10 protein-coding genes are annotated in these 10700 nt (G+C 63.0%); 9 read left to right on the top strand and 1 reads right to left on the bottom strand.

The genetic code is table 11. The features are described 5' to 3' along the window. Positions 1-181: 181 nt before the first annotated feature. Positions 182-3007, bottom strand: coding sequence for a winged helix-turn-helix domain-containing protein (locus tag K0H47_RS28680; protein ID WP_219273996.1), 2826 nt, complete (start codon positions 3005-3007; stop codon positions 182-184). Positions 3008-3583: 576 nt separating this feature from the next. Here K0H47_RS28680 and K0H47_RS28675 point away from each other — a divergent pair. The 9 genes from K0H47_RS28675 to K0H47_RS28635 all read left to right on the top strand — a co-directional run bounded on the left by K0H47_RS28675 (position 3584) and on the right by K0H47_RS28635 (position 10317). Further along, on the top strand, positions 3584-3856 hold the full coding sequence (locus K0H47_RS28675) for a DUF2282 domain-containing protein (RefSeq protein ID WP_003211270.1): 273 nt from the start codon (positions 3584-3586) through the stop codon (positions 3854-3856). Further along, entirely contained in the window at positions 3853-4281 is a 429-nt protein-coding gene (locus tag K0H47_RS28670) for a DoxX family protein (protein WP_010175348.1), read from the top strand. Before K0H47_RS28675 ends, K0H47_RS28670 begins: the two co-directional genes overlap by 4 nt. A 45-nt stretch (positions 4282-4326) precedes the next feature. Then, positions 4327-5094, top strand: a complete 768-nt coding sequence (locus K0H47_RS28665) for an alpha/beta fold hydrolase (protein WP_219273995.1) — start codon at positions 4327-4329, stop codon at positions 5092-5094. A gap of 24 nt (positions 5095-5118) precedes the next feature. Next, positions 5119-5391, top strand: a complete 273-nt coding sequence (locus tag K0H47_RS28660) for a hypothetical protein (RefSeq protein ID WP_003211275.1) — start codon at positions 5119-5121, stop codon at positions 5389-5391. Positions 5392-5489: 98 nt separating this feature from the next. Then, positions 5490-6341: a DUF692 domain-containing protein gene (locus K0H47_RS28655; protein ID WP_219273994.1), complete on the top strand. Its 852-nt coding sequence runs from the start codon at positions 5490-5492 to the stop codon at positions 6339-6341. Next, positions 6338-7114: a DNA-binding domain-containing protein gene (locus tag K0H47_RS28650; protein WP_093198858.1), complete on the top strand. Its 777-nt coding sequence runs from the start codon at positions 6338-6340 to the stop codon at positions 7112-7114. The genes K0H47_RS28655 and K0H47_RS28650 overlap by 4 nt, the downstream gene beginning before the upstream one ends. 3 nt (positions 7115-7117) lie before the next feature. Further along, positions 7118-7654, top strand: a complete 537-nt coding sequence (locus tag K0H47_RS28645; protein ID WP_063031508.1) for an alpha/beta fold hydrolase — start codon at positions 7118-7120, stop codon at positions 7652-7654. 92 nt (positions 7655-7746) lie between these two features. Next, the gene (locus tag K0H47_RS28640) at positions 7747-9111 is read left to right on the top strand and encodes an MFS transporter (protein ID WP_219273993.1); all 1365 of its coding nucleotides are present in this window, start codon (positions 7747-7749) and stop codon (positions 9109-9111) included. A 75-nt stretch (positions 9112-9186) separates the two neighbouring features. Beyond that, the gene (locus K0H47_RS28635) at positions 9187-10317 is read left to right on the top strand and encodes an MFS transporter (protein WP_063031506.1); all 1131 of its coding nucleotides are present in this window, start codon (positions 9187-9189) and stop codon (positions 10315-10317) included. Positions 10318-10700 lie beyond the last annotated feature (383 nt).

Genomic DNA, 10700 nt, shown 5'->3' with positions numbered 1-10700 from the left:
GCAAGAGCGTTTTGCTTACTTTTGCGCTTTTCAAAAGTGAGCCGCTGTAAGAGCGGAACCAATAGCGGCCGTTACCGAAGAAACGGATATGTACCCGACCCGACCCGACCCGATCAGAAATCCTGCCCCATAACATTGCCCACACCCGAGAACACGCAAGTGCGTACCGAATAGCGATCACCTACCGATGCTGAAACCGGGGCAACGAAGCAATCCGCATCTTCGGCTCCTGCAACCTGGCCAGGTCACTGGCAATCTGCGCCCGCCAAAAGTGCGCCCCGGCCAATTGCGCATCCACCCACGCCTGGCGCAGCAACACCTTGGCCTTGTCCACCGACCCATACTGGGCCTGGCGCAAAATCAGCTGTGCCTTGATCCGCAACATCTGCGGCACGAACCAATGCTCATGCCGCCCCAGCGCCAATTGCAAGGTGTCTTCCAACACCTCCAGCGCCAGCTTCTCCAGCCCCAGCCGCGCCAGACCCAAGGCGTATTCACAGCGCAGCAAGCTATACAGCTGGCTGTCTCCCTGCCCACTCAAGTGATGCAACGCCTCACCCAACAGCGGCACACCTTCCTCAGGCGAGCCCTGGCGAATCAGCAGGATGCTCTCGAAACACAACCGAAACTGGCGCCAGATATGCAGGTCTTGTTGCGTGGTGCTGCCCTGCAGCAAGCCCAGGTAATAACGCACCTTGGGCAGGTTGGACGCCAACAGCGCCAGGGGAATCGCCCCCAGGCACAGGGTGTACCAGAGGGTCGCGGGGTGATCGAGGGTGATGGCTTCATCGACGCAACTGCCGATCAGGCGTAGCGCCGGGTCAACATCGCCTTCCAGCAATTGCACCTTCGCCTTGAGGCAGCGAGCGGCGATGCGCTGGTCGAAATGCACGTCGATAATGTGCGAACGCGGGGCCGACGGTGACCCCAGCGCCTCGTCGATATTCTGTCGGGCGCCGGCCAGGTCGCCCATGTGAAACAACGCCACCGCACGCATGCGTTTACCCAGCAGTTGCTGGTTGCCGCTGTGGCTCAGGCTGATGTAGCGCTCGGCCAGTTCCAGCGCTTCGGCGTACTGGTTGCAGCCGCAGCGGTCACTCCACAGGCCCCACAGCGCCCGCAGTTTGTGCTCGGCATCGCCCAGGTCGCGAGCGTCTTCACGCACCTGGCGCCAGGCTTCGCGCATCGGCCCGCCGGTGCCGTAGGTGAGCATCAGCACACTGGCCAGGGCGGTTTGCAACAGCATGCGCTGGCGCAGCGGCAGCGGGGTGGTGTCGGCGCTGGCCAGGCCTTTGTCGACCCAGGTACGGCACTCGCTGACCAGCGACAGGCGCAGCCACAACGGTACGCCGCCGAGGGTCAGTTCGATGCCGGTGGGCAGGTCGCCCGAGGCTGAAAAAGCCCACTCCAGTGCGGCGCGGACGGTGTTGATTTCCGGGCCGTAGAGGCCGACCCAAATCTCCGGGGAAAGACTGTCGAGGGTCTGCCCGGCTTCCTGCAAAACCTCGAGGGCATACCGTGCATGACGCTGGCGGGTAGCATCGGCTTCGCCGTGTTCGTTGAGTTTCTCCAGGGCGTAGGCGCGGGTGGTTTCCAGCAGGCGGTAGCGCTTGAGCAACTGCGATTCACCGGCGATCAGCAGCGACTTGTCCATCAGGCTTTCCAGCAGGGGCAGGGCGTTGCGGGCATCGAGGGCGCTGCTGGCGGTCATGGCTTTGACTGCATCCAGAGTGAAGGAACCGGTGAACACTGCCAGTTGGCGCAGCATGGCCTGTTCGTCGCCGGTGAGCATCGAGTAGGTCCAGTCCAGGGTCGCGCTCAGTGAACGGTGACGGGCGAGGGCGGTGCGTCGGCCGGTCATTTGCAGGCGGAAACTGCCGTCGAGCAAACCCACCAGGTCCTGGATGCCGAAGGTGCGCACCCGCGCCGCGGCAATTTCGATGGCCAGGGCATTGCTGTCGAGCTTGCGGCAGATGGCGCTGGCGGCGGCGACGTCAGTGTCCTTGAACACGAAGCCAGGATCGAGGGCCTTGACCCGTTCGATGAACAACGCGATGCCCGACCAGGCCATGGCTTGCTCGGCACTCAAGCTTAAGTCTTCGTCCGGCACCAGCAGCGGTGCCAGGTCGTGCACCCGTTCGCCTTCGGCCCGCAGCGGCTCGCGGCTGGTGGTCAGCACGCAACACTGGGGCGCGCAGCGCAGCAGCACTTCGACGGCGTCGGCGGTGGCTTGCAGCACGTGCTCGCAGTTGTCGAGCACCAGCAGCAACGGGCTGTTGGCGAGCAGCGAGGCCACGCTTTGCAAGGGGTCGTCACTCACGCTCTGGATGCCCAGGGCGTTGGCGAGCATGCCGGCCACCCATTGGCCGCTGGTGGCGGGAGCCAGGTCGACGAAGCACATGCCTTGGTGAAAGCGGCCCTGCAGCAGTTGCGCCACGGCCAGGGCGACCGTGGTCTTGCCGATGCCGCCGGGGCCGGTGATGGTCAGGAAGCGCTGGCTCAGGAGTTGGTCAGCGAGGCTCAGGATCAGCTGTTCACGGCCAATCACCGTGCCTGGCGGCGGTTGCAGGTTCGGTGCCTCCACGGTTGGGGCGGGCAGCAGGGCCTGGGTCATTGCGCCGTCACTCACCGCCTGCATTGTCACCGGCGCGACAAACCGGTAACCCCGGCCCGGCACGGTGACGATGTAGCTGAAGTTGCCGTCATCCCCCAACGCCCGGCGCAGGGCAACGATCTGAGCGCGCAGGTTGCATTCCTCCACCACCACCTTGGGCCAGGCGAAGGAGATCAGTTCGGACTTTTCCAGCAACTCGCCAGCCCGGCTGGCGAGGGCGATCAGCAAGTACAAGGCGCGGCTGCCGAGGGTCACCGGCTCGCCGTTGCGCAGCAATACATGCTGGCGCGCCAACAAGAGAAAGGGGCCAAAACCGATAGCATTCTCGGTGTGGTCCGGGGCCTGGGGGACAAGGTCCGTGAAGGACACTGCGGGGTATTTGCTCGAACTCATCAATTTGTCCTTTTTTGTAGTCGGGCTTGTTATTGGCGATCAGGCCATTCGCCCTTTTGGGTGCTTACGTGCGGCAGCAGGCTTGGAGAGTTGAAGTCGATCAAAAAGGTGAGAGTTGCCGCCCTCCTTTGGGGCATGGACGTTGTTATAAGGCGCGGGGCCGTTGGGGTTCAGGCGATGAGACTGTTTCAATTTAGAAACATTTTATTACTAGAAAACCTGATGTAGCAGAATGTATGCCAGTTGGCATGTAACAAAGATGACAACAACCGTATGAAATTTATGGTGATTTTTAAGGTCGTCGGAGGCGGTGAGAGGGGAGTGTTCGGAAAGGCGAATATTTCTAATTGTGTCGTTCGGGATGCCGAATAAAACGGCGGTGGTTTGGCGCGGTTTTTTTGGCTGTGTATCAGACTGTGTATCAGCACCCATCTGATACAGCGACATGATTAGCAGGAGGGAACGCGACACAGACGGGATACACGCCTGGCTTTAAATCTGTCTACCAGATGGCGCAAGTGGTCACGCACCGCACAAGCGCCCTGGCCACATTCAGTCAAGCCAGGAGATTCAACCATGAAGCGCCACTACGCGGCCCTTGCCGCCACCCTCGCACTGTCCCTCGGTGCCTTCGCCGCCACCGCCCATGCCGAGGATGCCAAGCCTCAGGAAAAATGCTTCGGCGTGTCCCTCGCCGGTGCCAATGATTGCGCCGCCGGTGCCGGTACTTCCTGCGCCGGTACCGCCAAGGCGGATTACCAGGGCAACGCCTGGGTGCTGGTGGACAAAGGAACGTGCACCCAGATCAAAACCCCCAAAGGCTTCGGCAGCCTGACGGAACAACCATGATTGCCCTGGCCCCTGCGGTGCTCAAGCGCGTGCTGCCTGAGGCGCTGCTGTTGCTGGTGGCTCGTGTCGGTATCGCTTCGGTGTTTTTCCTCTCGGGCCGCACCAAGGTGACCGGTTTTCTGCAACTCAAGCCGTCGACCTACACCTTGTTTCGCTCGGAATACGCCTTGCCGCTGGTGCCGCCGGACTGGGCGGCACACCTGGCGACCTACGCCGAGCATCTGTTCCCGCTGTTGCTGGTGCTGGGCCTGCTGACCCGCCCGGCGGCCGCCGCGCTGTTGGGCATGACCCTGGTGATCGAGGTGTTCGTGTACCCCGATGCCTGGCCGACCCACCTGACCTGGGCCGGGCTGTTGTTGCCGCTGCTGGCGTATGGCGGCGGGGCCTGGTCACTGGACCGCGTGTTGTCCGGCCAACGCCGTTAACCCTTTCACAACAATGATCAGGCCCCAAGGCCTGTGGAGAGTCGCATGCGTATTCTTTCTTCCCTGGCGATCGCCATGGCACTCGCTGCACCGTTAGTGGCCTCGGCCGCCGATGCAGCCAAGCCCCAGCCGGGCACCGGTAAAAGCGTGGTGATCGTGCCCGGTTCCTTCGTCGACGGCTCCGGCTGGCGAGTGGTGCACGACATCCTGATTCACAAGGGCTACAAGGTCACCGTGGTGCATCAGGGCCATGAAAGCCTCGCCGCCGACGTGGCCGAGGCCCGCGAAGTGCTGGAGCAGCAAGTCGGCCCGGTGGTGCTGGTGGGGCACAGCTCCGGCGGTGGGGTGATCTCGATTGCCGGTGACCGCGACAAGGTCAAGTCGATGGTCTATATCTCGGCCCTGCAACCGGAAGTCGGCGAAAACATGAGCCAACTGCTGTCTTCGATGCCGGCTCCGAGCAATGACGTGATGCAGACCCGCGACGGGCATCTGTTCTTTGACCGCACCAAGTTCAACGCCGACTTTGCTGCCGACCTGACCACCAACCGCACCGACTTCATGGCCGCCTCTCAGGTACCGGCCACCACCGCTTTGTTCGGCGGCACCGTGTGGGCCGCGGCCTGGCACAAGAAGCCGACCTACGCCGTGGTGTCCACCGAAGACCGTGCCCTGAGCCCCGATCTGCAGCGCTGGATGTACAAGCGCGCCGGCTCGAAAGTCACTGAAATCAAGGCCAGCCACTCGGTGTACATCTCCCAGCCCGAGGCTGTGGCGAAGGTCATCGAAGACGCTGCATCCGTCATCAAATAAACCCCACCCCGAGGAGTAACACCCATGAGCACGTCCATTAAATCCCGCTTGAGCCTTGCTACTGCTGCCGCCCTGATCGCCATGGCGTCCGCCTCTTTCGCGGCTGCCGCCAGCGCCGCCGACCAGCCGGAACAGCCGGGTCGTTGCTACGGCGTGAACAACTGCAAGGGCGAAAGCTTGTGCGCTACGGCCAAGAACGATTGCAAGGGCCTCAACAGCTGCAAGGGCCAGGGCGTTGTCGTCAAGACTCCGTCCGAATGCTTGAAGCTGGGCGGCACCACGACTGAGCCGAAGTAAGACCGTTAACGATAGCGCGGGGTGCCTGGCACCTCGCGTTGTTCTCGGGTTTTTCGCGAGCAAGCTCGCTCCTACAGTTTTTTAACGGAGACCATGTGATGCCGACACCCAATCCGCGTTTTCCGGGCTACGGCCTGGGGCTGCGCAAGGAGCACTACAGCGAGTTCCTGGAGACCCCGGTGGCGGTGGATTTCGTTGAAGTGATCTCCGAGAATTTCATGGTCGCGGGCGGCCAGCCCCGGCATATCCTGCGCCAGATTCGTGAGCGGTACCCGGTGGCGCTGCATGGGGTGTCGATGTCGATCGGCACCGCCGAGGGGCTGGATCTCGACTATCTGAAGCGCCTCAAGTCGCTGGTGGACGAGATCGAACCGCTGTTTGTGTCCGACCACCTGAGCTGGTCCCGCAGTGGAGGCTTCAACTCCCATGACTTGCTGCCAGTGCCTTATACCGATGAGGCACTGGACCGGGTCTGCGCCAATATCGACATGGCTCAGGACGTGCTGGGCCGCGCGATGCTGTTTGAAAACCCGTCCAGCTACCTGGCCTTTGATGGCGCATCCATGAGCGAGTGGGAATTCATCGCCGCCATGTCCCGGCGCACCGGCTGCGAGCTGTTGCTGGACGTCAATAATGTGTTTGTCAACGCCAGCAACCATGGCTTCGACGCCCTGGCGTTTCTCGACGGGATTCCGGCCGAGCGGGTGCGGCAGATTCACCTGGCCGGCCACAGCCAGGGCCGCGATTTGCTGATCGACAGCCATGACAGCCCGGTATGTGACGGTGTCTGGGATTTGTATGCCAAGGCCGTTGCGTTGCTCGGCCCGGTCGCCACGATGATCGAGCGCGATGACGAGATTCCGCCCTTGGCAGAGCTGCTGGAGGAACTGTCCATCGCCCGCATGCTGGGGGCTTCCGAGGCCTACAAGCGAGCGCAGGTGCGCTCATGAATCTCGCCCAATGGCAGCAGGCGTTTCACACCTGGCTGGTGAGTGCCTCGGACGAGTCGGCCCAGTTGTTGGGTAACAAGGCCGCAGGCCTGGCGGTTTACCAGAACAACTACCGCGCGCAGTTGGTGGGTTGCCTGGAGCAGGCGTTTCCCAACCTGCGGCGCTGGCTGGGGGATGAGGCGTTTCTGGCCGCGTGCGTCAGCCATATCGACCGGTATCCGCCCCATGCCTGGACCCTGGACATCTATCCCGAGGGCTTTCACCTGACCCTGGGTGAACTGTTCCCCAACAATCCCGACGTGCATGAACTGGCCTGGATCGAGTCGTCGCTCAACGAGGCATTTGTCGCCGCCGATGCCAGCCCGTTGCCCATGGACGCTCTCGCGGCGGTGGATTGGGACACCGCGAGCCTGCAACTCACGCCGTCGCTGCGTTGCCACGGGCTGACCACCAACGCCGAGGCGATCTGGTCGGCGTTGTGGCAGCAAACCCCGGCGCCCGAGGCGGTGATGCTGGCCGAGGCCGGTGGATTGCTGGTGTGGCGTCGGCAGTTCACCTCGCGCTTGCGGCAAGTCGAGGCTTTGGAGTTCCAGGCGTTGGTGCACCTGCAAGGCGACGGCAGTTTTGCCGGGCTGTGCGAGTTTCTGGTGGAGCGCCTGGGGGAAGAGGAGGGCGTGGCAAAAGCCGGTGAGTGGCTGGCCGGCTGGATCGGCAGCGAGTTGATTGTGGGGGTCGTTGACGACCTTCCAGTGTCAAATTTTTTGGAGCTATAACCCATGTCTTTTTTCAATCGCCGTCGCTTTCTGATTTCCAGCGCCATTGCTTCAGTCGCGCTGTCACTGCCGGTATGGGCGGCGCCTGCGCCCTGGACGATCCGCCAGGTCAGCACCGACCTGCTGGATATCGGCTACTACGAAGCCGGCCCGGAAGACGGCCGGCCGATCATTTTGCTGCATGGTGCTGACGGCGACCTTGAGCGTTTCGCCGAGGTTGCGCCGCATCTGGTGTCCCAGGGTTTTCGGGTAGTCATCCCGTACCTGCGAGGCCATGGCAGCACCACGCAACTGGACAAGGCTGCACCTGCCAGCACCCAGGAAGTGGTGCTCGGCCAGGATGTGCTGGACCTGATGAACGCCTTGCACATTCCCGAGGCTGTGCTGGGTGGGTTCGATCTCGGCGGTCGTGCCGTCACGGCAGCGGCCACCTTGCGGCCAAGCCGTTGCGTGGCGCTGGTCACCGTCAACAGCCCGCCGCAGCCCGCCCTCGCCGAGGTGCTGGTGCAGATGGCCCGGATGGGCAAATGGCGCACCTGAACATGAATATTTGGACAGCCGCGCATTTGCCCGCTGAAAAAAAAGGCCGCTGCCCGTAATCTAGAGGCCTTTGCCACGTGTGCGGATTGTCCATGTCTTCAGTAGCTGATGGGTTGCCCAGTGATAAACGTCTTGCGGCGGTTGTCGCCATTTCCCTGGGGATCGGCATGGCGACCCTCGACACGGCCATCGTCAACACCGCGTTGCCCACACTGGCCGAAGGCATTGGTACCGACTCCGCTTCGGTGATCTGGGTGGTCAACGCCTACCAACTGGCGACCATCGCCGCCGTACTGCCCTTTGCTTCCCTGAGTGACGTGGTCGGCCACCGCCGGGTGTTCCTCGGTGGCTTGCTGGTGTTTGTAGTGGCCTCGCTGTTTTGCGGGCTGGCCTGGTCGCTGCCGACGCTGACCGCTGCCCGGGTGGTGCAGGGCCTGGGCGCGGCGGCGATCATGAGCGTGAACATTGCGCTGTTGCGGCATATCTACCCGGCAAAAATATTGGGCCGGGGGCTGGGGTATAACTCGCTGGTGGTGGGGCTGGCCTTTACCCTGGGGCCCACGGCGGCGTCGGCGATTCTGTCGGTGGCCACCTGGCACTGGTTGTACCTGATCAACCTGCCCCTGGGGGCATTGGCCTTGTGGCTCGGGGTGCGTGCAATTCCGGTGATCCCGATCACCGGCCATGCCTTCGACCGGCTCGCGGCGATTCTTTGTGCCGGGCTGTTCGCCCTGCTGGTGCTGGGGCTGGGCTCGGCGGTGCACGGTGCGCAAGCGGTGTTGACCCTGGGGCTGATCGCCGTGGCCCTGCTGTGCGGGCTGTTGCTGATCCGCCGTCAGGCCGGGCACCCGGCGCCGATGCTCGCGGTGGACCTGTTCAAGCGCCCGCTGTTCACCTTGTCGGCCCTCACCGCGATTTGCGCGTTCAGCGCCCAGGGCCTGGCGTTTGTGTCGCTGCCATTCCTGCTGCAAACAGTGCTGGGTCACAGCCAGGTGGCCACCGGTTTCCTGATGACCCCGTGGCCTGCGGTGGTGGCGGTGATGGCGCTGATTGCCGGGCGCCTGGCGGACCGTATCTCCCTGGCGTTGCTGTGTGGCATCGGCCTGGTGATGTTGAGTGCGGGCATGGCCTCGTTGGCAACCCTGGGCAACGACGCTTCGACCTTCGACATCGGCTGGCGCATGGCCCTGTGCGGCGCCGGGTTCGGTTTCTTCCAGTCGCCCAATCTCAAGGCGATCATGACCAGCGCGCCCATCGCCCGCAGTGGGGGGGCCAGCGGGATCGTTGCCACGTCGCGATTGATGGGGCAGACGCTCGGCGCTTCGCTGGTGGCGTTGTGTTTCCACCTGTCCTCGAGCAGCGGCCCGCAGTACGCGTTGTGGCTGGGGTGCGGGTTTGCTTTGGTGGGCGCGGTGGCCAGCGGGTTGCGCCTGATGCAGGACGGCGCCAAGGTTTAATTATTTGGGCCTTGTAAAACATTGAGGGAGACGGCTACCGTGGCTGTCTAAATAATTCTGAATGTTTCAGCCTTTATGTCTGATCTGGCCCAACGCAGTGCTGATTCCCACTCCCGCCGTGCCGCGCTGACCCTTGGCCTGTGCCTGCCCAGTGACGTGTTGCTGTACCTGGTACTGCCGATGGAGTCCCAGGCGTTCGGAATCACCTTGGCCCAGGCCGGGGTGCTGCTGGCGGCCAACCGCCTGGTGCGGATCTTCGGCTACAAGCATGTACTGAATTTCTACGCCCGCAACGGTGATCGGCTGACGTGCTCCATCGCCGCCGGCGCGGCGGCGGTGTGTGCACTCGGCAACTCGATGTTGTCCGGGTTTGCTGCCTTGCTTGGCCTGCGGTTGATCTGGGGCCTGTGTTTTGCGGCGTTGAACCTTTCCACTCAGGTATTGGCCACTTCTGAACCGCTGGGTGCAGCGCGGCGGGCGGGGCGTTCGCGGGCGTTGATTGCCCTGGGGCCGATGCTGGCCTTGCCGTTGGGTGGGTGGCTGACGTTACAGGTGGGGCCGCGGCCGATCTTCTGGATTCTGGCGGTGTGTTGCCTGGTGGGGTTGTGGATGGCGCGGGGGTTGCCGACTGCGGGTCACAATTTGCATGGCACGCCGGGGCGGCGGTTCAAGTTGCCTGACAGTGTGGCGACCTGGTCGTTTATCGAAGGGGTGGCGCTGGATGGGCTGTTTATCTTTGGTCTGTCGATTCAGGCGCAGAAGCTGTTGGGTGGGAATGCGGTATTGATTGCCGGTGGGTTGATGGCGCTGCGATATGTTTCGGAGTTGCTTCTGAGTCCGTTGGGGGGGCGCGCGGCGCAGCAGTTTGGTGCGACTTCGATGTTGTTGCTGTTTTCGTTTCTCAGTGCGTTGGCGTTGGGGGCGTTTGGCAGTCACTGGGTGATTGTCGGTGCGGCGGCGGTGTTGGTGTTGCGGGCGTTGCAGTTGCCGCTGGTGACGACGTTGGTGGCGGAGCGTAATCCGGGGGCGATGCGGGTTTCGGCGTTGGCGTCGAATGCGGTGTGGCGGGATGTGGGCGCGGGGCTTGGGCCTTTGCTGGCGGGGTTGTTGTTGCCGGTGGCGTCGGCGCCTTGGGTGTTTGGCGTGGCGGGGGCGGCGATTGCGGTCAGTGCGGTGTTTTGCTGGCGGGCCAGGGTTTTAGCATGAGATGGGGGGAGCGGGAGCGGGGTACATATCCGTTATTTAGGTAACGGCGACTTATGGTTCCGCTCTTACAGCGGGTCACTTTTGGCAAACGCCCCAAAAGTAACCAAAAGGTCTTTGCCCCACCACTCGGTGCCTCGCCTAGGCTCGGCATGCCCGCACTCCGGCCCGATTCCGCGGGTCGCCGCGACGGGCCATCCATGGCCCGGCGCGGCTAAATCGGCATCCTTGCCGATTTACCCGCTCCACCGTGCCTGCTTGCGGCCATCGTGGTTGACGGGGCCCCCAGATCAAGATCAAAAGCAGATCAAAAGCCAGAGCACAGCGGCCTACCGGCCGGCTTGAGTGTTAGAAGCCAGATCAAAGGCCAGAGCGAAAGCAGAGCT

Origin of the sequence: Pseudomonas sp. Xaverov 83 (genome assembly GCF_019352905.1) — a bacterium.
Lineage (GTDB): Bacteria > Pseudomonadota > Gammaproteobacteria > Pseudomonadales > Pseudomonadaceae > Aquipseudomonas > Aquipseudomonas yamanorum.
The sequence above is the reverse complement of the archived record's forward strand: the minus strand, read 5'-3'. Positions and strand labels throughout refer to the sequence as shown.